General features: G+C 68.4%; 17 protein-coding genes. 8 read left to right on the forward strand and 9 right to left on the reverse strand.

Translation table 11 applies throughout. The features are described 5' to 3' along the window. Positions 1-19: 19 nt before the first annotated feature. Both JGR78_RS11755 and JGR78_RS11760 read right to left on the reverse strand, forming a co-directional pair. A complete protein-coding gene (locus JGR78_RS11755) occupies positions 20-799 on the reverse strand; it encodes an SDR family oxidoreductase (protein WP_220494907.1) in 780 nt (259 codons plus the stop codon). Between the two features lie 105 nt (positions 800-904). Continuing rightward, complete coding sequence (locus JGR78_RS11760) at positions 905-1,711, reverse strand: S49 family peptidase (protein ID WP_182792060.1); 807 nt, start codon at positions 1,709-1,711, stop codon at positions 905-907. A 454-nt stretch (positions 1,712-2,165) separates the two neighbouring features. Between JGR78_RS11760 and JGR78_RS11765 the strand changes: the two genes are divergently transcribed. Genes JGR78_RS11765 through cysW form a run of 4 tightly spaced genes read left to right on the forward strand, consistent with a single transcriptional unit; the run spans position 2,166 to position 5,853 of the window. Continuing rightward, entirely contained in the window at positions 2,166-3,215 is a 1,050-nt protein-coding gene (locus JGR78_RS11765) for a sulfate/molybdate ABC transporter ATP-binding protein (RefSeq protein WP_182803834.1), read from the forward strand. A gap of 12 nt (positions 3,216-3,227) precedes the next feature. Beyond that, on the forward strand, positions 3,228-4,226 hold the full coding sequence (gene cysP, locus JGR78_RS11770; protein WP_182803836.1) for a thiosulfate ABC transporter substrate-binding protein CysP: 999 nt from the start codon (positions 3,228-3,230) through the stop codon (positions 4,224-4,226). Next, entirely contained in the window at positions 4,223-5,074 is an 852-nt protein-coding gene (gene cysT / locus JGR78_RS11775) for a sulfate ABC transporter permease subunit CysT (protein WP_182803838.1), read from the forward strand. Before cysP ends, cysT begins: the two co-directional genes overlap by 4 nt. Continuing rightward, entirely contained in the window at positions 5,071-5,853 is a 783-nt protein-coding gene (gene cysW / locus JGR78_RS11780; RefSeq protein WP_182792056.1) for a sulfate ABC transporter permease subunit CysW, read from the forward strand. Before cysT ends, cysW begins: the two co-directional genes overlap by 4 nt. A gap of 643 nt (positions 5,854-6,496) precedes the next feature. Here cysW and JGR78_RS18650 read toward each other — a convergent pair. From JGR78_RS18650 to JGR78_RS11805, 5 genes are all read right to left on the reverse strand, one after another. Beyond that, positions 6,497-7,279, reverse strand: coding sequence for a cytochrome c1 (locus JGR78_RS18650; RefSeq protein WP_370576526.1), 783 nt, complete (start codon positions 7,277-7,279; stop codon positions 6,497-6,499). Positions 7,280-8,260: 981 nt separating this feature from the next. Further along, a complete protein-coding gene (gene petB / locus JGR78_RS11790; protein WP_182803840.1) occupies positions 8,261-9,586 on the reverse strand; it encodes a cytochrome b in 1,326 nt (441 codons plus the stop codon). Between the two features lie 11 nt (positions 9,587-9,597). After that, complete coding sequence (gene petA / locus JGR78_RS11795) at positions 9,598-10,170, reverse strand: ubiquinol-cytochrome c reductase iron-sulfur subunit (protein WP_182803842.1); 573 nt, start codon at positions 10,168-10,170, stop codon at positions 9,598-9,600. A gap of 197 nt (positions 10,171-10,367) precedes the next feature. Further along, the gene (locus tag JGR78_RS11800; RefSeq protein ID WP_182803844.1) at positions 10,368-11,057 is read right to left on the reverse strand and encodes a hypothetical protein; all 690 of its coding nucleotides are present in this window, start codon (positions 11,055-11,057) and stop codon (positions 10,368-10,370) included. 102 nt (positions 11,058-11,159) lie between these two features. Beyond that, positions 11,160-12,707, reverse strand: coding sequence for an MORN repeat-containing protein (locus tag JGR78_RS11805; RefSeq protein WP_182803846.1), 1,548 nt, complete (start codon positions 12,705-12,707; stop codon positions 11,160-11,162). Between the two features lie 157 nt (positions 12,708-12,864). Between JGR78_RS11805 and JGR78_RS11810 the strand changes: the two genes are divergently transcribed. Genes JGR78_RS11810 through JGR78_RS11820 form a run of 3 tightly spaced genes read left to right on the forward strand, consistent with a single transcriptional unit; the run spans position 12,865 to position 15,248 of the window. Continuing rightward, on the forward strand, positions 12,865-14,529 hold the full coding sequence (locus tag JGR78_RS11810) for an NAD+ synthase (RefSeq protein WP_182803848.1): 1,665 nt from the start codon (positions 12,865-12,867) through the stop codon (positions 14,527-14,529). 51 nt (positions 14,530-14,580) lie between these two features. Continuing rightward, positions 14,581-14,865 carry a type II toxin-antitoxin system Phd/YefM family antitoxin gene (locus tag JGR78_RS11815; RefSeq protein WP_182792050.1) on the forward strand — a complete coding sequence of 95 codons (285 nt, stop codon included), beginning with the start codon at positions 14,581-14,583 and terminating at the stop codon, positions 14,863-14,865. Beyond that, positions 14,862-15,248: a type II toxin-antitoxin system VapC family toxin gene (locus tag JGR78_RS11820; RefSeq protein ID WP_182792049.1), complete on the forward strand. Its 387-nt coding sequence runs from the start codon at positions 14,862-14,864 to the stop codon at positions 15,246-15,248. Before JGR78_RS11815 ends, JGR78_RS11820 begins: the two co-directional genes overlap by 4 nt. 179 nt (positions 15,249-15,427) lie before the next feature. Here the strand turns inward: JGR78_RS11820 and pncB are convergent, their stop codons facing one another. Both pncB and pncA read right to left on the reverse strand, forming a co-directional pair. Next, a complete protein-coding gene (pncB, locus tag JGR78_RS11825; protein ID WP_182792048.1) occupies positions 15,428-16,735 on the reverse strand; it encodes a nicotinate phosphoribosyltransferase in 1,308 nt (435 codons plus the stop codon). Next, a complete protein-coding gene (gene pncA / locus JGR78_RS11830; RefSeq protein ID WP_182792047.1) occupies positions 16,732-17,325 on the reverse strand; it encodes a bifunctional nicotinamidase/pyrazinamidase in 594 nt (197 codons plus the stop codon). Before pncA ends, pncB begins: the two co-directional genes overlap by 4 nt. 179 nt (positions 17,326-17,504) lie before the next feature. Here pncA and JGR78_RS11835 point away from each other — a divergent pair, with 179 nt between their 5' ends. Further along, positions 17,505-19,091 carry a DASS family sodium-coupled anion symporter gene (locus JGR78_RS11835; protein WP_182792046.1) on the forward strand — a complete coding sequence of 529 codons (1,587 nt, stop codon included), beginning with the start codon at positions 17,505-17,507 and terminating at the stop codon, positions 19,089-19,091. The last annotated feature ends 11 nt before the right edge of the window (positions 19,092-19,102 follow it).

Consider the following 19,102-nt stretch of genomic DNA (forward strand, 5'->3'; position numbering starts at 1 on the left):
CGTCAACGTCGCGCGGGAATCAGCCGCCGATGATGTCGGGGGTCCGCCAGCCCAGATGCTGCCCGCCATCCACGCAGATCAACTGCCCCGTCACCGCCCTAGCGTCGAGCAGATACAGAAGCGCCCGCACGATATCCCCGGCATCCGCGCCCCGCTGCAGGATGGTGCCGGCACGCTGGCGGGCAAAGTGGTCCTCGCTTTGCCGCGCCCCCTGCATGGTGGGGCCGGGGCCGATGGCATTGACGCGAACATGCGGCGCCAGCGCCTGCGCCGAGGTGCGGGTCAGCGCCCACAGCCCCGCCTTGGCCAGCGAATAGGTCATGAAGGCCGGCGTCGGCTTCAGCACCCGCTGATCGATCATATTGACGATCAACCCATGCGCGACCGGCTCGCCCTCTTGTTCCGGCGCGGGCGGCAGTTGCGCGGCGAAGGCCTGGGTCAGCACGAAGGGCGCCCGCAGGTTCGAGCCGATATGACGGTCCCAGCTTTCGCGGGTCGCGGTCGCCAGCGTGTCATATTCGAAGACCGAGGCGTTGTTGACCAGCACCGTGAGCGGTCCCATCGCCTGCGTCACCGCAGGGACAAGGCTCTGCGTGGCATCCTCGTCCAGCAGATCGGCGTGGAAGGCCTGCGCGCGGACGCCGAAGGCGCGGGTCTCGGCGGCGGTGGCCTCGGCCTCTTCGGCCGAGCCGTTGTAGTGGATGGCGACGTCCTGGCCGCGTTCCGCCAGCGCCAGGGCCATGGCGCGGCCCAGCCGCTTTGCGGCGCCGGTGACCAGCGCCACGCCCTCAGCGGCCAAGGGGCAGGCCCAGAAGGCGGGCGATCAGGCGGCGGAAGCCGGGGCCGAAGGCCAGCGCCATCGCCACCATGATCAGCAGGAACAGGATCACCACCTTCAGCATTCTCAGTCCCCCGGCGTCAGCCGCACGAAGGCGGCGCGTTCGGCCGCCGCGTCGATGAAATCGCCCGCCGAGATGCCGAAGCGCCGCAGGAACGGCACCCGCTGGCTATAGCCCTGGAACCGCACCTTGTCGCCGAAAAACTCGCGCATCACGGGTTCCAGATGGCCGATGCCGTCGGCAAGGCCGAGGGACACGGCCTCGCGGCCGACCCAGACATCGCCGGTGAAATAGTCGCGTGCGGGGTCCAGCCTGTCGCCGCGCCGGGCCTGCACCTGCGCCTTGAATGCCTCGTGGATGGGTTCCAGCAGGCGGTGCAGGCGGGCCACATCCTCGGGCTTTTCCGGGCGGAAGGGGTCGAGCCAGGACTTGGCGCTGCCGGCGGTATGGACGCGGCGCTCGATCCCCGCGCGGGAAATAAGCTCAGAAAAACCGAAGCTTGCCGAGATCACACCGATGGACCCCAGCACCGAGGACTCGTCCGCCCAGATCGTGTCGGCGGCGGTGGCAAGCCAGTAGCCGCCCGAGGCCGCGACATCCTCGACAAAGACATGGACCGGAATGTGGTGGCGGTCCGCCAGCCGCCGGATGCGGGCCGCGATCAGCGAGGACTGGACGGGCGAGCCTCCGGGCGAGTTCAGCGCAATGGCGACCGCCACCGGCTTGCCGCGGGTGAAGGCGCGGGCCAGCATCGGCGCGAGGCCCGCGTCCGACAGCCCCGCCCCGCTGCCCCGCGCGGCGATGCCGATGGCGCCCTGCAGGCGGATGACGGAAACGGTCGGCCGCCGGGGCGACAAAAAGGGGATACGCATGAGGGCGAGATAAGCTCTGCGGGAAGGCCCCACAAGCGCCGCACAGTGGATGCACAACCGATGCACGGATGATGCACAGGCGATGCAGAGGCAAGGGACCGGGTCGGTTATCCCTGAAAGCGGACGTCTGCCCCCTTGACTGCCCTTTGCAGCGCAGGTTGCGGCGGTCGCGAAGACTGGCGGTCCGGCCTTGCTTTGATGTGATCGGCACCGGGCGAAGCGGACGTTTTGCCATGCAATCTGCATCGAAGCAGCCAAGAAAAGGAAAGACTTCCCTCACTGCGGCTTTTGCAAGGATATCTTCTGCCGTTGCGCGGAATGGCGGCCCGCTTGCCGCAGATGCCGCCCCGGCCTGCGGAAAACGGTCTGATCCGGCGATTTCCCCTGTCCCGGCAATCCCTTGTTGCACCGGGCTGCGGGGGTTAGATGCCCCGATGCAAGGGAAAGGCCGCCCATGACCATCGAGATCGCGCAGATGACGAAAAGCTTCGGCAGGACCGAGGTGCTTCGAGGCATCGACCTGACCGTCGCGGATGGCGAGCTGGTGGCGCTGCTCGGCCCCTCGGGGTCCGGCAAGACCACGCTGCTGAAGATCATTGCCGGGCTTGAGTGGCCCGATGCGGGGCGGCTGGCGGTGGACGGGGCGGACTGGCTGAAGCTCGACCCGCAGGACCGCCGCATCGGCTTCGTCTTCCAGAACTACGCCCTGTTCCCGCACATGACCGTGCGCGACAACATCGCCTTCGGCCTGACCGTGCGGCCGCGGGGCGAGCGGCCCTCGCGCGCGGACATCGCGCGCCGCGTCGATGAGCTGCTGGGCTTCCTGCAGATCGACGCGCTGGGCGACCGGCATCCGGCGCAGCTTTCGGGCGGCCAGCGGCAGCGGGTCGCCTTGGGGCGGGCGCTTGCCATCGAACCCACGGTGCTGCTGCTGGACGAACCCTTCGGGGCGCTGGATGCGGCGGTCCGGCGCGACCTGCGCCAATGGCTCCGCAGTGTCCATGACGCGACGGGCACGACCACGATCTTCGTGACCCACGACCAGGAGGAAGCCTTCGAGCTTGCCGACCGGGTGGTGGTGCTTGACGGGGGCCGGATCGTCCAGTCGGGCGACGCGGCGGCGATCCATGACGCGCCGGCATCGCCCTTTGTCGCCAATTTCATGGGCGCGACGATCGAGCTGCCCGTCGCCGTCCGGGGCGGCCGGGTGGACGCGGCGGGGATCGAGACCGACCACCTGCCCTCCGCCCTGCCCGACGGCCCGGCGCGGCTGTTCATGCGCCCCGAGGACCTGACGCCGATTCCCGACCCTGACGGTCCCTGGACCATCGCTTCTGTCACCAACACCGGGGCGCATCTGCGGCTGGTGCTGGCGGATGCCGCGGGGACCAAGATCCCCGCCGACCTGCGCCGGCGCAGCCCCCGCGCCGCCCAGATCGCCCCCGGCGTGCGGGTGCATCTGCGCCCGGAACACGCATCCGTCTTTCCCGCTGAAACCGCCTGAAAGGGTTTTCCGATGAAACTTGGTGCAATCAAGGCGGCAGTGGCCGCGCTGGTGCTGGCGGCCTCGCCCGCCTTCGCACAGGATCGGCTGCTGAACGTCAGCTACGACATCAGCCGCGAATTGTTCGAGGCCCTGAACCCCGTCTTCGCCGAACACTGGAAGGCGCAATCGGGCCGCGACGTGACCATCGAGCAGTCGCACGCGGGGTCCTCGCGGCAGGCCCGCTCGATCTTGGAAGGGCTGCCGGCGGATGTGGTGACCTTCAACCAGGAAACGGACGTCAACATGCTGGCCAAGGGCGGCATGGTGGCCGAGAACTGGCGCGAGGCTTTCCCCAACGGCGCCTCGCCCTGGTATTCGGCGCCCGCCTTCCTTGTCCGCGAGGGCAACCCGAAGAACATCCAGACCTGGTCGGATCTTGCGCGCGAGGACGTGCAGGTCGTCTTCCCGAACCCCAGGACCTCGGGCAACGGGCGCTACACCTATCTGGCCGCCTATGCCTTCGGGTTGCGTGAAAACAACGGCGACCAGGCGGCGGCGCAGGATTTCGTCCGCAGGATCATGGGCAACGTGCCGGTCTTCGACACCGGGGGGCGGGCCGCGACCCAGACCTTCGTGGAACGGGGCATCGCCGACGTGCTGGTGACCTTCGAGGCCGAGACACGCCAGATCGCCGCCCAATATGCCGACCGCGGGCTGGTGTCGATCACGCCGCCGGTCAGCCTGTTCGCGGCCTTCCCCGTGGCCGTGGTCGAGGAGAACGCCGAAAAGAACGGCACCACCGAGCTTGCGACCGAATACCTGACCTGGCTTTATTCCCCCGAGGCGCAGCGCGTGGTGGCCGAGGGCGGCAACCGCACCGCCAACGAGGAGGTCACCGCCGAGTTCGCCGACCAGTTCCCGCCGGTCGAGCTGCTGAACGTCGATGAGGTCTTCGGCGGCTGGGACAAGGTCGAATCCGAGCACTTCGCCTCGGGCGGCATTCTCGACCAGGTCTTCGTCAATCAATGAGCCTGACCCACGCCCCGGCAGTCAGGGCGCGGGCCGTCCTTCCCGGCTTTCGCCTGACGCTTGGCACGACGGTCCTGTACCTGTCGATCATCGTGCTGATCCCGATCATCGCCCTGGTCCTGACCGGGGCGGGGATCGGGCCGGGACGGCTGTGGGACATCATCACCGCGCCGCGGACGCTAGCCTCGCTGCGGATCACCATCCTTGCGGCGGCGCTGGCGACGGTCATCAACGCGGTTTATGGGCTGCTGATGGCCTGGGTGCTGGTGCGCTACCGCTTTCCGGGGCGCAGGCTGCTGGATGCGCTGATGGACATTCCCTTCGCCCTGCCCACCGCCGTGGCGGGGCTGTCGCTGACGGCGCTGTATTCCGCCAACGGCTGGTTCGGGGCGCTGCTGGAACCTCTGGGGCTGCAGGTGGTCTATACGCTGGGCGGCATCGTGCTGGCGATGACCTTCACCTCGATCCCCTTCGTGGTCCGCGCCGTCCAGCCGGTGCTGGAGGAGTTTGACCCGGCGCTGGAGGACGCGGCGGCGAGCCTTGGCTCGCGCGGCTTCACCACCTTCCGGCGGGTGATCTTCCCCGCGATCATGCCGGCCTGGCTGGGGGGCGTCACGACCTCCTTCGCGCGGTCCCTGGGCGAGTTCGGGGCGGTGGTCTTCATCGCCGGGAACCTGCCCTTCCGCACCGAGGTCGCCTCGCTGCTGGCCTATATCCGCATCGAGGAATACGACTACGAGGGCGCCGCGGCCATCGCGCTGGTGCTGATGCTGCTGGCGCTGGCGCTGCTGTTCGTCTCGAACCTGATCCAGTTGCGCGCGGCCCGCTACGGGGCGGTCACGGCATGACGCGGGTGCTGCTGATCGGCGCGGCTTTCGTCCTGACGGCCATCATGGTGGTCGTGCCGCTGGTCTATATCTTCGTGCAGGCGCTGTCGGCAGGTTGGGGGGCTTACGTCGCCAACATCCTCGACCCCGGCACGCTGCACGCGATCTGGCTGACGACGCTGGTCGCGGTGATCGTGGTGCCGGTGACGGTGGCTTTCGGGATCGGGGCCTCGTGGCTTCTGTCCAAGTTCAGCTTTCCGGGGCGCGGGCTGCTGACCACCATGATCGAGCTGCCCTTCTCGATTTCCCCCATCATCGCGGGGATCTGCTACCTGCTGCTTTACGGCCGGCAGGGGTATCTGGGCGGCTGGCTGGCGCAGAACGACATCACCGTGCTGTTCGCCCTGCCGGGCATCGTCATGGTGACGATGTTCGTGACCACCCCCTTCGTCGTGCGCGAGGTGCTGCCGCTGATGCAGGCCCAAGGGTCGGATCAGGAGCAGGCGGCGGTGACGCTGGGTGCGGGCGGCTGGCAGATCTTCCGCCGCGTCACCCTGCCCAACATCCGCTGGGCGCTGCTTTACGGCGCGGTGCTGGCCACGGCGCGGGCGGTGGGCGAGTTCGGCGGCGTGTCCGTCGTCTCGGGCAGCATCCGGGGCAAGACCAACACCCTGCCGCTGCAGGTGGAACTGTTGTTCAACGACCTCAACATCGTCGGCGCCTTTGCCGCCGCGACGGTTCTGACGCTGATCGCGCTGGTGGTGCTGGTCGCGAAAACGATCCTCGAGCGGCAGCGCTGAAGCCTTGACCACCGTGCTGGCGTGACGCGCCGGAACGGGGGCCAGCCCATCGTCGGATACGACGATCCCGGGATATTTTTACGATGAAGAAAAAACGGGATCTGCGGGGAAGGCAGTTCCTCGCGGGCGCGCGGGTCCTGTGGCCCGGAATCTTTTCCGGGCTGTGGCTCGGGTCTTCGTCACCTCAGGAATTCGAAGCCGGGGAGCCGGGCGCGAGGGATGGCGCCCGGCGTTTCATTCCGCAGGGGAGCGTTCAGAAGGGGACAGCATAGCTCCTGCAACGCTTGCCGCCTGCAGGTCCGGCGCTTGAGCAAGCGTGCGACGGCATCACTGCTGGCAAGGCGGATCTGCGCGGCAGGGATGGCGGATGCCACGCGGTCGAGGCGCGTCGGTTCCAGGCGCGGGCTATCGCCCGTCAGTCTTTCGATCTCTCTCCGGCATAGCGGTGAGAGGCCGGGCGGCGCTTGCATGGAACCATGCTGCAGGCGGCGCGGGAATTGCCATATCTGAGCATCGGTGCAGCCCCCTTAGGTCCGCCGGAACCATGCTGCGCATGGCGCGCGATTGCGATCCCAGCCGGCCCTTCGCAGCAAAGCAGAACGCGCCCCGAAAGGGGCGCGTTCCGGTGGTCTGCGAGAGGGCGTCAGCGACCGTCGCCCGGGACGTCCTCGCGGTGCTTGACCGGCCACCACAGGCGCTTGTTGGTCAGGAACAGCAGCACCGTCAGCACGACCAGGAACAGCACCGAGACAAGGCCCGCCTGCTTGCGTTCCATCATCTTCGGCTCGGCGGTCCACATCAGGAAAGCCGCGAGGTCCTTGGCGATGCTGTCAAGGTCGGTCGGAGCGCCGTCCTCGAAGGTCACGGCATCGTCCGACAGCGGCGGCGCCATCGAGATCCAGCCGCCGGCAAAGGCCTTGTTGCCGTAAAGGAAGGTGCCGGCCTGCTCCATCTCCTCGCCGGTGTAGCCGGTCAGGACCGAGTAGATGTATTCCGGCCCGCCCATGCCGTTGACAAGCTGGCTGAGGCCGGTGCCGTAGGGCCCGTGGAAGCCCGCCCGCGCCTTGGCCATCAGCGACAGGTCGGGACCCATCCCCTCGCCCACGACGGTCGGGAAGTTGTCGGTCGGGATGCGCGGGCGCTCTTCGCCGGTTTCGGCATCAACGACGAACATTTCCCCCGCATAGGCGCGGACCTGGTTGTCCGGCAGGCCCGGTCCGTTGGAATCCGACAGGGTGCGAAGCGGGACATACTGCAGGCCGTGGCAGCCCGCGCAGACCTCGGTATAGACCTGAAGGCCGCGCTGAAGCTGCATCTGGTCGTATTTGCCGAAAGGCCCCTCGAAGCTGAAGGCGGCGTCGCGGATCTCCTGGTGGAAGGCGTGGGAATCGCCCCCGTCCGCGGCCACGTCGTGATCCAGCGGCACCTCGCCTTCGGGGGCTCCCTCGCCCGCAGGCTCGGTCGCCGCGGCGGCGTCGGCACCGCCGCCCTCGGTCTGGACCTCGTCGGGGTTCTGGATGGCGGCGGGCGTCTCGTCCGCCGGGGCAAGCTCGGCCTCGGCTTCGGCAGGCGCTTCCTCGGCAGGCGCCTCGACGGCGGCCGCATCGGCCCCGGCATCCGCAGGCTCGGCCGTGGGCACGTCGGCAGGCGCGACATCCTCGGCGGGCGAGGGCGGCACGTCGGTATCCGGCGCATCCGCCTGGGCCGCGCCTTCGGCGGCGGGAACGGGCGCGGTCACCTGCGCCTCGGTCGCCTCGTCGGGCAGGCCGAAGCTGGGCGCGGCCGGGGGTTCGCCCGGCTCGGCCGTGGGCGTCGGGGTGATCACCTCGGTCCCCCGGTCCTCGACCACCTCGGGCTCGGCGCCGGTCGGCTCGGGGATGTCCGCCGCCGGGGCGGGCTGGTCGGGCGTCGCGCGGTCATCCGTCGCGGCTTCCGCGTCGGGGCTGGCCGGCGTGGCGGTGCCGTCCTGGGCCTCGCCGTCGTCGGGGGTCACCGGGCCGGGGGTCACCCCGGTGGTGTCGGCCGTCTCGCCGGTCATCTCGCCCTGGCCGATCTGGCCGGTGCTGCCGGCGCGGGGCTGGCCGGTGCGCTGCTGCACCGGGCCGGTGCCGGTGGTGTCCATCGGCGCCGAGGTGCTGGGCAGGTCCGGGGTCGCGCCGGTGAAGCCGATCGGGGGCGATTGCGGGGCGACGCCTTCGGGGCGCGGCACGGTGCCGGTCGATTCGACCGCGGTGGTGCCGTCCCCCTGGCGGGTGACGGTGGTGCCCGGCCCCGTCGGGGCCGGCGCGGTGGTGCCGGGTTCGTTCAACGGCACCGTGATGGTCGTCTGGGCATTCGCCGCCATCCCGAAGGACAGAGCCGCGACCGCCGTGAGCGTGACGTTTCTCAGGGACATTCGCGTCTCTCCTTACTCGGCGGGGGTGGTCAGACGCTCGGAATGAGCGTTCCAGTCTTCTTCGATGGTGTTCGGGATCGGGGCCGGCCGTTCGATCACGCCCAGAAGCGGCAGGATCACCAGGAAATAGCCGAACCAGTAGGCCGAACCCGCCAGCGCGATATAGGGATAGATGCCTTCCGCCGGCATCGCCCCGGCCCAGGTCAGGACGACGAAGTCAACGGCCAGCAGCCAGAACCACCACTTGAACTGCGGCCGGTAGCGGCCCGAGCGGACCCGGCTGGTATCCAGCCAGGGCGCCAGCGCCATCACGATGATCGCGCCGAACATCGCCAGCACGCCGAAGAACTTGGCGTCGATGATCCCGAAGCTGATCCAGTTGACCGCCATCACCACCCAGACGTCAGCGGTGAAGGCGCGCAGGATCGCGTAGAAAGGCAGGAAATACCATTCCGGCACGATATGCGCGGGCGTGACCAGCGGGTTCGCCTCGATGTAGTTGTCCGGGTGGCCCAGGTAGTTCGGCATGAAACCGACGATGGCGAAGAAGATCACCAGGATGAAGGCCATCGCCAGCAGGTCCTTGATGACGAAATAGGGCCAGAACGGCAGGGTGTCGCGGTCGGCTTCCTCGCGCGAGGTGCGGCGCACCTCGACCCCTGTCGGGTTGTTGTTGCCGGTGGTGTGGAAGGCCCAGAAGTGGACGATCACCAGCGCCGCGATCACGAAGGGCAGCAGGTAGTGCAGCGAGAAGAAGCGGTTCAGCGTGGCGTTGTCCACCGCAGGCCCGCCCAGCAACCAGGTCTGGATCGTCGGGCCGATGCCGGGAATCGCCCCGAACAGGCCGGTGATCACGGTCGCGCCCCAGAACGACATCTGCCCCCAGGGCAGCACATAGCCCATGAACGCGGTCGCCATCATCGCCAGGAAGATCAGCATCCCGATGATGTAGGTGATCTCGCGCGGCGGCTTGTAGCTGCCGTAGTAGAAGTTGCGGAAGATGTGCAGATAGACCGCGAGGAAGAACAGCGAGGCGCCGTTCGCGTGCAGGTAGCGCAGGAAGTGGCCGCCGTTCACGTCGCGCATGATATGCTCGATGCTGGCGAAGGCCATGTCGACATGCGGGGTGTAGTGCATCGCCAGAACGATGCCGGTGACGATCTGCAGCACAAGGCAGAAGGTCAGCACGATCCCCCAGATCCACATCCAGTTGAGGTTCTTGGGCGTGGGAAGGGTGACAAAATCGACGATCAGGCGGACGATCGGCAGGCGCCGGTCGATCCAGCGCTCGGCCGAGGTCTTGGGTTCGTAGTCATCGGTCGGAATACCGGCGGACATCGTCGCTCTCCTCAGCCCAGCTTGATGGTGGTGTCGTCCAGGAAGGACGCAACGGGAATGGCCATGTTGGTCGGCGCCGGACCGCGGCGGATGCGGCCCGAGGCGTCATAGTGCGACCCGTGGCAGGGGCAGAACCAGCCCTGGTAGTCGCCCGCCCCGTCGCCGATCGGCACGCAGCCCAGGTGCGTGCAGACGCCGATCTGGACCAGCCAGCGGCCTTCCTCGTCCAGCGTGCGGTTCTCGTCGGCGGCGCTGGCGTCGGGGTTGTTGGCGTTCTGCGAGGTCGGGTCGATCAGCGTGGCGCCGTCGTCGGCGCGGGCGCGCTCGATTTCCTCGGCGGTGCGGTGGCGGATGAAGACCGGCTTGCCCAGCCATTTCACGGTCAGTTGCGTGCCCTCGGCGACCTCGGCGATGTCGACCTGGATCGAGGACAGGGCCTGCACGTCGGCCGAGGGGTTCATCTGGTTGATGAGGGTCCAGGCCGCTGCCCCGGCCGCGACCGCGCCGGCACCGGCTGTCGCGTAATAGAGGAAGTCCCTCCGGGTGGCGCCGTGGTCTCCTGCGTGGTCTTCAGCGTGGGACACGGTCAATCTCCAGTTCGGGGCCGACCTGCGGAGGCCGGGCCGATATGACGGGTCGGGCCGTCCGTGGACAGCCCTCGCACGGGCGGTTCTAGCGGCACCGGTTGCGCCCGTCCAGCGGGCAGCGGCGCTTGCCCTGATGCATTTGGCCGCAGGTGTGGGATTTGTGACGCGGGAAGAGCGGGGGACAGGGCCGCGGCTCAGGCACGGCGCGGCAGCCGGGCGGGGTCTTCGCCGTCCTTGGGCCGCGGTTCCTGCGCCCGCGCGGCGGGCGAGCGGGCGATGGCAAGGGCCAGCAGCCACCAGGCGGCAAGCTCCAGCATCTCCTCGATCCGGCCGGCATGGCCGTCGAGGCCGTCCGAGATGACGATTCCCACGTCAAGAAGCTTGCGGCCCAGCCCGTCGAGGCCCTTGGCGAAGACCACCATGACCATGGCCAGCAGGGTCGCGACGGCCGGGAATCTTCCCGCGCGCAACCCGCGCCACCAGCCCGGCCCGTTGCGGGCAAGGATGCGCCAGATGACCCAGAGCGAGAACAGGATGGCCGCCGCGCCCGTCAGCTTGAGCATCAGCGGCGCGTCGCCGGTATAGGTCCGCAGCTTCAAAACCCCGGACTCGGTGAATCGCTTGTCGAAGTCCATCTCGCGCATCGCGAAAAGCACGAGGATCGCCGGGATCTGCCAGTCGCGCCAGCCCGCGCGGCCATGGACGGCGAACCAGCAAAGGACCCCCTGCGCCAGAAGCAGGACCGAGACCGTCTCGACCGCCCCGCCTTCCTTGAAGAACTGCGCCGGCTCATCGGCCCGGAACCACCCGAAGACGAGCAGAAGCAAGGCGGCGGGGATGGTGACAAAGGCGATCAGGCGCTGCGACAGGGTCCAGCGGGGCATGGCGATCTCCGGCTGCAGAATTGCGGAGGTGTAGCAGAGGACTGCCGGGAAATGCCAGCGCCGTTCACCCGCCCCGCAGGGCAGCGCGCCGGGGCCGCGGGTTCATTCCGTATCGGAAGGGGGGACCGCGGGGCTGTCCGGGGCTGCGGAACCGGGTTCGGTCCCTGCTGCGGCCGGGGACGGCGGGGCCGCGCCCGCCGGCTCGTCGGGCGGGGTGACGGAGGGCTCGGCGGGGGCCGCACCGGCGTCCGCTTCGGATTCCAGCCGGTCGTCGTGCCACTGCCCTTCCGTCACGCGGCCGCTGGCATAGCGCATCACGCCCATGCCCTGCCGCTTGCCGGCGACGAAGCTGCCCTCGTAGACATCGCCGTTGGCGTAGGTCGCGACGCCCTCGCCGTCGATCTCTCCGGCCTTCCAGCCGCCCTCGTAGCGGAAGCCGTCGGGGGTCATCAGCACCCCCTCGCCCTCGCGTAGCCCGTCCGCGAAGCCGCCGCGATAGGTGGTGCCGTCTGGATAGGTGGCCGCGCCTTCGCCATGGCGCTGGCCGTCCTTCCAGGCCCCGGTGTAGACATAGCCGTCGGGGTGGGACATGGTGCCCAGCCCGTCGTTCCTGGCATCCCTGAAGCCGCCCTCGTAGCTGAGGCCGTTGGCATAGGTGGCCTTCCCCTGCCCCTCGATCACGCCCGCGACCCAGTCGCCCTCATAGGTGGCGCCGTCGGGATAGGTGATCTTCCCCTTGCCGTCCGGCTGGTCGGCCTTGAGCATGCCTTCGTAGACCGAGCCGTCGGGATACTGGATGCGGCCCTCGCCCTGCATCCGGCCATCGACCCAGCCGCCGTCGTAAAGATAGCCGTCGGTGCCGGTGAAGACGCCCTGCCCGTGGCGCTTGTCGGCGCGGAAGCCGCCCTCGTAGACATCGCCGTTGACGTAAGTTGCGCGGCCGTGGCCCTCGCGGCGGTTGGCGACCATGGTGCCTTCGTAGATGTCGCCCGAGGGCTGCACCAGCCGCCCCTGCCCCGACATCTGCCCCCCGGCCCAGCCGCCCTCGTAGACCAGCCCGTCCGGCATGGTCAGCTTGCCCTGGCCCGCGCGCATCCCGGCCAGCATCCCGCCTTCGTAGACTGACCCGTCGGGATAGGTGATCCGGCCCTGCCCTTCGCGCGCGCCCTGCACCCAGTCGCCGGCATAGCGGTAGCCGCCCGGCTGGGTCAGCAGGCCCTTGCCGTGGTGCAGGGCCTTGTCGAAGCCGCCCTCGTAGGTCGAGCCATTGGCATAGGTGGCGCGGCCCTGCCCGGTGATCTCGCCTTCGGCCCAGTCGCCCTCATAGGTGCCGCCGTCGGCATAGGTGATCCGGCCCTTGCCATGGGGCTTGCCGTTCTCGAACTGGCCTTCGTAGACCGAGCCGTCGGGGTAGGTGGCGCGGCCCTGCCCCCTGACCTCGCCGTCCACCCAGTCGCCCTCGTAGCTGTAGCCCGAGGGCAGCGTATAGGTGCCGCGCCCGTGCTGGCGGCCGTTGCGGAAGGTGCCTTCGTAGACGCCGCCGTCGTCATACTGCTTGGTGACGACCGCCTCGGCCTGCGCGTGGACCGGGACGGGACCGAAGGATAGCGCCAGACCGGCCAGCGCCGCGGCAAGGACTGCGGGTTTCATCGCCTCAAGCCTTTCGTGGTCGCGGGTCTGCCGCCCGCCGTTTGGCCGCACCTGTAGCGCAGCGCGCAGCGCCGCGCAAAGAGAGAGGACGCGCGGGCATCTTCACCTTCCCCCGGCGCCATCCTATCGTCCAGCGTGACATGACCGGAGAACCGCGATGACCGACCGCTTCCGCCTGACCATCGCGCAACTGAACGCCACGGTCGGCGACCTGACGGGCAACGCCGCCCAGGCTCGCGCCGCATGGGATCAGGCCAAGGCCGTGGGGGCGCAGATGGTCGCGCTGCCCGAGATGTTCCTGACCGGCTACCAGACGCAGGACCTGGTGCTGAAGCCCGCCTTCCTGGACGACTGCCAGCGTGTGGTGGAGCGGCTGGCCGCAGACTGCGCCGACGGCCCCGCGCTTGGCATCGGCGTTCCCTGGCGGGTCGAGGGCAAGCTGCACAACGCATGGGTCGTGCTGCAGGGCGGGCGGATCACGGCGCGGGTGCTGAAGCACGAACTGCCGCACAAGGAACTGTTCGACGAATACCGGCTGTTCGACCCCGGCCCGATCAGTGGCCCCTATGCCGTCGATGGCGTCCGCATCGGCAGCCCCATCTGCGAGGATGCCTGGTGGCCGGGCGTGTCCGAGACGCTGGCCGAGACGGGGGCCGAGATCCTCGTGGTGCCGAACGGCAGCCCTTATCACCGGAACAAGCTGGACCTGCGGATGGGCCACATGGTCGCCCGCGTGGTCGAGACGGGGCTGCCGCTGGTCTACCTGAACATGGTCGGCGGGCAGGACGATCAGGTCTATGACGGGGCAAGCTTCGTGCTGAACCCCGGCGGGCACAAGGTGGTGCAGCTTGCGCCCTTCGAGGAGGCGGTGGCCCATGTCGACTTCACCCGCACGCCGGAGGGCTGGCGGGCCGAGCGCGGCGAGATGGTCCCGCAGCCCGATGAATGGGAACAGGATTACCGGGCGATCTGCCTCGGGCTTGGGGATTACGTTCGCAAGTCGGGCTTCCGCAAGGTGCTGCTGGGCCTGTCGGGCGGCATCGATTCGGCGCTGGTCGCGGCCATTGCCGCCGACGCTCTGGGACCGGAGAACGTGCGCGGAGTGCGGCTGCCGTCCGAATATTCCTCGCAGGGGTCGCTCGACGACGCCGAGGAACTGGCGCGGCGGCTGGGCATCCGCATGGACACGATTCCGATCACCGGGCCGGTTGATGCGGTGACGCAGGCGCTGTCGGGGGTGATGGCGGGCACCGCGCCCGACCTGACCGAGGAGAACATCCAGTCCCGCCTGCGGGGCGTGCTGCTGATGGCGGTGTCCAACAAGTTCGGCGAGATGCTGCTGACCACCGGCAACAAGTCCGAGGTCGGCGTGGGCTATGCCACGATCTACGGCGACATGGCGGGCGGCTACAATCCGCTGAAGGATCTTTACAAGACGCGGGTGTTCCAGACTTGCCGCTGGCGGAACGAGAACCACCGCGGCTGGATGCAGGCGCCCGCGGGCGAGGTGATCCCGCCGGTCATCATCGACAAGCAGCCCTCGGCCGAACTGCGCCCGGACCAGACCGACCAGGACAGCCTGCCGCCCTATGAGGTGCTGGACGCGATCCTCACCGGGATGGTCGAGCGCGACGAGTCGATCGCCGACCTGGTGGCTGCGGGCCATGACCCCCAGACGGTGCGGCAGGTCGAGCGGCTGCTTTATACCAGCGAGTGGAAGCGGTATCAGGCCGCCCCCGGTCCCCGCGTCTCGCCCCGGTCCTTCTGGCTCGACCGGCGCTATCCGCTGGTCAACAGGTGGCGCGATCCGGCAGTTGATTGAACGGAAGGCCTTGGTGGACTAGATTGAGTTAGTCCACCAAGGGATGCCGCCATGAAGACCGTGAACATGCACGAGGCCAAGACCCATCTTTCGCGTCTTGTCGAAGGCGTGGAAAAGGGCGAGCCCTTCATCATCGCCCGCGCCGGCAAGCCGGTGGTCAAGGTGACGCTTGTGGAACAGCCGGCACCGCGGCGCCTGGGCTTCATGCAGGGCCAGTTCGAGGTGCCGGACGACTTCGACGACATGATGGCCGAAGAAATCCAGGCGATGTTCGAGGGCAAGTATGACGGCAGCGGGCTTTACGTCCCGCCCGACCAGCGGAAGCCCAGGGCGTGAACCTGCTGATCGACACGCATCTGCTGATCTGGGGGGCCGTCGCCGTCCAGAAGCTGCCTCCGGCGGCGGTGACGCTGATGAGCGATCCCGAGAACCGGCTGCATTTCAGCACCGCGAGCCTGTGGGAGATCGCGATCAAGTTCGCCCAGGGCCGCCCGGATTTCACCGTTGATCCGGCGTCCTTCCGTCCCGGCCTTCTGGCCAACGGCTACCTTGAACTGCCGGTCGAGGGGCGGCATTGCCTTGCCATCCCCACCCTGCCGCCGGTGCATGGCGATCCCTTCGACCGGATGCTGGTCGCGCAGGCGATGACCGAGGGGATGCAGCTTCTGACCGCCGACCGGCGCGTGGCGGAATATGGCGGGCCGGTGCGGATGGTGTGACCGGGTGACGAGGAAGGTGCGTGGCGACCACGCACCCTACGTCCATGTCCATGATTCTTTGGAAATGATAAAATCCACCGGCGCGAAATCCGCAGAAGCGTAGGGTGCGTGCTTTGCACGCACCGTTCAGCCGCACAGGCGTCGCGGAGTTGTTCTGCACGCACCGTCCCGCCGACCCCTCACACCACCAGATCGAACCGCTGCCCCTCGGTCGCACCGAACACCTGCCGGTAGTGGCGGATCAGGTCCGCAGGCCCGGTCGCCTTTTCGGGGTTGTCCGACAGCTTGACCGTGGGCCGCCCGTTCGCGGCCGCCGCCTTGCAGACGAGGCTGAAGGGCGCGAGCCCGTCGCCCGGCACCAGCCCGCGGAAGTCGTTGGTCAGCAACGTCCCCCAGCCGAAGCTGACCTTCACGCGCCCGTTGAAGCGGTGGAACAGCGCCGCGATCTCCTCTACGTCCAGCCCGTCCGAGAAGATCACCAGCTTCTGCGCCGGGTCCTCGCCCCGCGATTTCCACCATCGGATCGCATATTCCGTCACCGCCACCGGGTCGCCCGAATCGATGCGGATGCCGGTCCAGCCCGCCAGCCAGTCGGGCGCGCTGTCGAGGAACCCCGGCGTGCCGTAGGTGTCGGGCAGGATGACGCGCAGGTTGCCGTCATGTTCCTCGTGCCAGTCGGCCAGCACGCGGTAGGGGGCCTGCCGCAGTTCCTCGTCCGTCTCGGCCAGGGCGGCATAGACCATCGGCAGTTCATGGGCATTGGTGCCGATCGCCTCGATGTCGCGGCGCTGGGCGATCAGGCAGTTCGAGGTGCCGGTGAAACGCTCGCCCAGGCCCTCGATCATCGCCTGCACGCACCAGTCCTGCCACAGGAAGGAATGCCGCCGCCGCGTCCCGAAATCGGCGATCCGAAGATCGGGGCCGAGCGCCCGCAGCGCCTCGATCTTTTCCCAGATCCGGGTCATGGCGCGGGCGTAAAGCACCTGCAGCTCGAACCGGCCCATGTCCTTCAGCACCGCGCGGGACCGCAGTTCCATGATGATGGCGAGCGCCGGGATTTCCCACAGCATCACCTCGGGCCAGCGGCCCTCGAAGGTCAGTTCATACTGGCCGTCTCGCTTTTCAAGGTGATAGGCGGGCAGGCGCAGGTTTTCGAGGAACTCCATGAAGTCGGGACGGAACATCTGGCGCTTGCCGTAGAAGGTGTTGCCCCGCAGCCAGGTCGATTCCCCCCGCGTCAGCGAGACGCCGCGCACATGGTCAAGCTGCTCGCGCAACTCGCCCTCGTCGATCAGTTCAGCGAGGCGGATGTCCTTTGACCGGTTGATCAGCCGGAAGGTCACGGACACGTCCGGCCGGTAGCGGAAGACCGACTGGCACATCAGCAGCTTGTAGAAGTCGGTGTCGATCAGGGACCGGACGATCGGGTCGATCTTCCACTTGTGGTTGTAGACACGAGTGGCGATGTCAATGGTGGGGATCATCATGAGACCGTGACTCCTGCCGCCTGCATGGCCGCGCGCGCCGCGTCGAGCGAGCCGTCGAGGTCGATGGCGCGGGTGGCCTCCTCGATCACGAAGGACCGGAAGCCCAGCTTCGCCGCGTCGATGGCCGACCAGGCCACGCAGAAATCATGGGCGAGGCCCGCGAAATGCAGGTCCGTCAGGCCCCGCTCGCGCAGGTAGCCCGCCAGACCCGTGGGTGTGGTCCGGTCGTTCTCGAAGAAGGCGGAATAGCTGTCGATGCCGGGGCGGAAGCCCTTGCGGATCACCAGATCGGCGCGGGCGCTGTCCAGACCGGGATGGAACGCCACGCCGTCCGAGCCGATGACGCAGTGGCGCGGCCACAGCACCTGGTCGCCGTAAGGCATCCGCAGGGTGGAAAAGGCTTGCGCGCCCGGATGGTTGGCGGCGAAGCTGGAATGATTCCCGGGGTGCCAGTCCTGCGTCAGGATGACGGCGTCTAAGCCTTGCATCAGCGCGTTGACAGGGGCCACGATCTCGTCCCCGCCGGCCACGGCAAGGGCGCCTCCGGGGCAGAAATCGACTTGAAGATCAACCACGATCAGGGCGCGCATGTGATTTCCCGAAGAGGACGGCGAACCTTAGGAAGCGTTCCGGGTTGCGTCAACGTGAAGTGCCATCCGGCAGTCCGGAACGATCAGCATTGCGCCAGCCGCATAGCCGCCGCGCGCTGGTATCTGGCTGCAAATCTACTTACCGCACCGCGAATCGTCTGAACCGATGGAGGAGTTGCATGACCGACCATAGCCGGATGGAAACCGCGCGGGATCTTGAGGAGGACGCGCCCTCGGGACGATCCGCCGGGGTGATGTGGTCCCTGCGGGCGCTGGGGGTGATCGTGGCGCTTGCGGTCTATGCGCTGCTCGGCTCGCAGGAGGACCTGACGCCCGATGGCCGCGCCGTCGCCGCGATCATGGCGCTGATGGCGACATGGTGGATGACCGAGGCGTTGCCGCTGTCGATCACCTCGCTGCTGCCCATCGTGCTGGTGCCCGCCCTGACGGACCGCACCGTGGGCCAGGCGACCTCGCCTTATGCCAGTTCCACCATCTTCCTGTTCCTCGGCGGCTTCCTGCTGGCCATCGCGATGGAGAAATGGAACCTGCATCTGCGCATCGCCCTGATGACGCTGAAGCGGGTCGGGCTGCATCCGCGCCGGATGGTGCTGGGGATGATGCTCGCCACCGCCTTCCTGTCGATGTGGGTGTCCAACACCGCGACTGCGCTGATGATGCTGCCCATCGCGACCTCGGTGCTGGCCTTGGTGATCGAGCGCAGCGGGCGGCGGGCCGATGCCCAGGCGCTGGCCGATGGGGCGACGATCAGCGATGCGGTCAAGGACCGCGACATCGCCAATTTCGGCGTCTGCATCGTGCTGGCGGTGGCTTGGTCGGCCTCCATCGGCGGCATCGGCACGCTGATCGGCAGCCCGCCCAACGCCATCGTCGCGGGCTATGCCGCCGAGACGCTGGGCCGCCCCATCGGCTTCGTCAACTGGATGATGATCGGGGTGCCGCTGGCCTTTGTCTTCGTCTTCATCGGCTGGTTCCTGATGACGCGGGTGATGTACCGCTTCGACCTGCCCGAGATCCCCGGCGGGCGCGGGCTGATCGAGGAACAGATCCGCGAACTCGGCCCGCTGAGCCAGGGCGAGCGGATGGTGCTGCTGGTCTTCCTGGGCGCCGCCTTCTTCTGGATCGTGCCGAGCATCCTGGCCTCGATCCCCTCCATCGCGGCCGTTGCGCCCTGGCTGGGGGGCTTCGACGACACCGCGACCGCTATCGCGGCCGGCATCCTGCTGTTCATCCTGCCCGGCCGCGGCCGGACCCAGATGCTGCTGGAATGGAAGGACGCCGAGGAAGGGCTGCCCTGGGGCGTCCTGCTGCTGTTCGGCGGCGGCCTGAGCCTTGCCGCGGCGGTGTCCGCGACCGGGCTGGACGCCTGGTTCGGGGAACGGGTGTCGGGCCTCGGCAGCCTGCCCACGGTCTGGCTGGTGGTCGCGCTGGCGGCGATCGTGGTGATGGTGTCCGAGATCGCCTCGAACACCGCCATGGCGGCGACCATCGTGCCGATCCTGGGCGTGGTGGCGCCGGGCATCGGGGTGGACCCCTTCCTGCTGCTGGTCCCGGCGACGCTGGCGCTGAGCCTGGCCTTCATGCTGCCGGTGGGCACGCCGCCCAACGCCATCGTCTTCGCCACCGGCCGCGTCACGATGGCGCAGATGGTCCGGGGCGGGGCGCTGATGAACGCGGTCAGCGTCGTGCTGATCACGCTGGCGGCCTATATCCTCGGCCCCATCGCGCTGGGGATCGAGTTCTGATCCCCGTCGCA

This window comes from Paracoccus sp. MC1862 (assembly GCF_016617715.1).
Classification (GTDB): Bacteria; Pseudomonadota; Alphaproteobacteria; order Rhodobacterales; family Rhodobacteraceae; genus Paracoccus.

What these genes read in the sequence shown, in the direction of transcription:
- JGR78_RS11810 (WP_182803848.1), top strand. Translation starts at nt 12,865, where the DNA reads ATGACCGACCGCTTCCGCCTGACCATCGCGCAACTGAACGCCACGGTC.
- JGR78_RS11765 (WP_182803834.1), top strand. Translation starts at nt 2,166, where the DNA reads ATGACCATCGAGATCGCGCAGATGACGAAAAGCTTCGGCAGGACCGAG.
- pncB (WP_182792048.1), bottom strand. Translation starts at nt 16,735, where the DNA reads ATGATGATCCCCACCATTGACATCGCCACTCGTGTCTACAACCACAAG.
- petB (WP_182803840.1), bottom strand. Translation starts at nt 9,586, where the DNA reads ATGTCCGCCGGTATTCCGACCGATGACTACGAACCCAAGACCTCGGCC.
- JGR78_RS11760 (WP_182792060.1), bottom strand. Translation starts at nt 1,711, where the DNA reads ATGCGTATCCCCTTTTTGTCGCCCCGGCGGCCGACCGTTTCCGTCATC.
- JGR78_RS11815 (WP_182792050.1), top strand. Translation starts at nt 14,581, where the DNA reads ATGAAGACCGTGAACATGCACGAGGCCAAGACCCATCTTTCGCGTCTT.
- cysP (WP_182803836.1), top strand. Translation starts at nt 3,228, where the DNA reads ATGAAACTTGGTGCAATCAAGGCGGCAGTGGCCGCGCTGGTGCTGGCG.
- cysT (WP_182803838.1), top strand. Translation starts at nt 4,223, where the DNA reads ATGAGCCTGACCCACGCCCCGGCAGTCAGGGCGCGGGCCGTCCTTCCC.
- JGR78_RS11805 (WP_182803846.1), bottom strand. Translation starts at nt 12,707, where the DNA reads ATGAAACCCGCAGTCCTTGCCGCGGCGCTGGCCGGTCTGGCGCTATCC.
- JGR78_RS11800 (WP_182803844.1), bottom strand. Translation starts at nt 11,057, where the DNA reads ATGCCCCGCTGGACCCTGTCGCAGCGCCTGATCGCCTTTGTCACCATC.
- cysW (WP_182792056.1), top strand. Translation starts at nt 5,071, where the DNA reads ATGACGCGGGTGCTGCTGATCGGCGCGGCTTTCGTCCTGACGGCCATC.
- pncA (WP_182792047.1), bottom strand. Translation starts at nt 17,325, where the DNA reads ATGCGCGCCCTGATCGTGGTTGATCTTCAAGTCGATTTCTGCCCCGGA.
- JGR78_RS11835 (WP_182792046.1), top strand. Translation starts at nt 17,505, where the DNA reads ATGACCGACCATAGCCGGATGGAAACCGCGCGGGATCTTGAGGAGGAC.